The sequence below is a fragment of the Intestinibacter sp. genome (assembly GCF_051866655.1).
GTDB lineage: Bacteria > Bacillota > Clostridia > Peptostreptococcales > Peptostreptococcaceae > Intestinibacter.
In genome coordinates this window covers 1-1,547 of record NZ_JBJDXL010000105.1, presented here as the reverse complement: position 1 = coordinate 1,547, position 1,547 = coordinate 1, and the positions used below count along the sequence as shown (strand labels likewise).

The 1,547-nt window shown below is 32.7% G+C and carries 2 protein-coding genes; both read left to right on the top strand.

Translation table 11 applies throughout. The features are described 5' to 3' along the window. Positions 1 to 524 (top strand): methionine gamma-lyase family protein (locus ACI3VO_RS02720; protein ID WP_439756441.1); only part of this gene is annotated, 524 nt, incomplete at its 5' end. 145 nt (positions 525 to 669) lie between these two features. Further along, a partial coding sequence (locus ACI3VO_RS02715; RefSeq protein WP_439756440.1) for an SIR2 family protein occupies positions 670 to 1,547 on the top strand: 878 nt, incomplete at its 3' end.

The following is a 1,547-nucleotide window of genomic DNA, read 5'->3' as shown; positions in this document are numbered from 1 at the left end:
CAGGTAGAGCTGATTTAGTAGAGCTTATATCTTATAGATTGACTTCACCTGGAATAGGTAAGGAATGTGGACTTACTTTTGGAACTACAAGAAACGTACTTCAAGGGTTCTTCATGGCTCCATATGTTACATCTCAAGCTGTAATGGGTGCTATATTCTGTGCTAGAGCTTTTGAAAAATTAGGATACGAAGTACTTCCTAAATACGACGATTTAAGAAGCGACATAATACAAGTTGTAAAGCTTCACAACGCTGATGAAGTAATAAGCTTCTGCCAAGGAGTACAAGCAGCAGCGCCAGTAGACTCTTATGTAAAACCAGTTCCATGGGCGATGCCAGGATACGAAGACGAGGTAATAATGGCGGCAGGTGCATTTGTTCAAGGCTCTTCAATAGAGCTTAGTGCAGACGCTCCAATTAGACCACCATATAACGTATACTTCCAAGGAGGACTTACTTTTGACCACTCAAAAATGGGAACTCTAAAGGCTATTCAAGCTATAAAGAAATTAAACAATAAATAAAAATAATTTGCTCTTATTATGATAATAATAAATAAAAACTATTATTATATAATAGGAGCATTTTTTTGTTAATTTTTTAGTTTTAATTGTAGTATAATAATTATAATTGCTAAGTAAATTTATTTTTGGAGGGTTTTAAGGATTCATGAATATTACTATTTTTTTAGGAGCAGGAGCTTCTGCAGCAGAAAATTTACCTATACAAAATGAATTGTTTTCACATTATTTTAAATATATACTGCCAAAGGATAAAGATAAAAAGATGAATAGAGAATTGGCTAAGTTTTTTAAAGATTTATTTTTTATAGATGTAATAAATGACGATATAGATAATATTAATTTTCCGACCTTTGAAGAGGTTTTAGGAGTACTCGATTTAGCAGAGCAAAAAAGAGAATCATTTAAGCATTACAAAACAGAAAGCTACAACGACAGCAATAATACCAGCATATCGTATATAAGACAATGCTTGATAATGTTGACTGCCTATACTTTAAATAATGCAAATAGCTCTAGCAATAATTATCACGAGATGCTTGTCTCTAACTTAGTAAAGGAGGGTCTAATTTACGATACTAACTTTATAAGCGCAAATTACGATATACATATAGATAATGCTATTGGAAGCTTGTATGACGAAAAAAATTTACCGATAATGTTAAATTATGGTATAGATTTTGCAAATTTTAATTTCAGCAAAAATTCGTGGAAGAGACCAGAGGGACAAATGGTAAATCTATATAAAATTCACGGCTCATTAAACTGGCTCTACTGTCCTATATGCAACAGTATAACTCTAACACCGTATGAAGGAGGCGTAATGAGGATAATAGAGCATATCAAACAGTCAGAATGTCTAAACTGTGGTGAATTGACTGTTCCAATAATAGTGCCACCGACTTACTTTAAAAATATGTCGAATGTATTTTTAAGCACTGTTTGGAATAAATCAGAAAAAGCGCTTAGAGACAGCGATGTTTTAATCTTTTGCGGGTATTCATTTCCAGAAGCAGATATGCATAT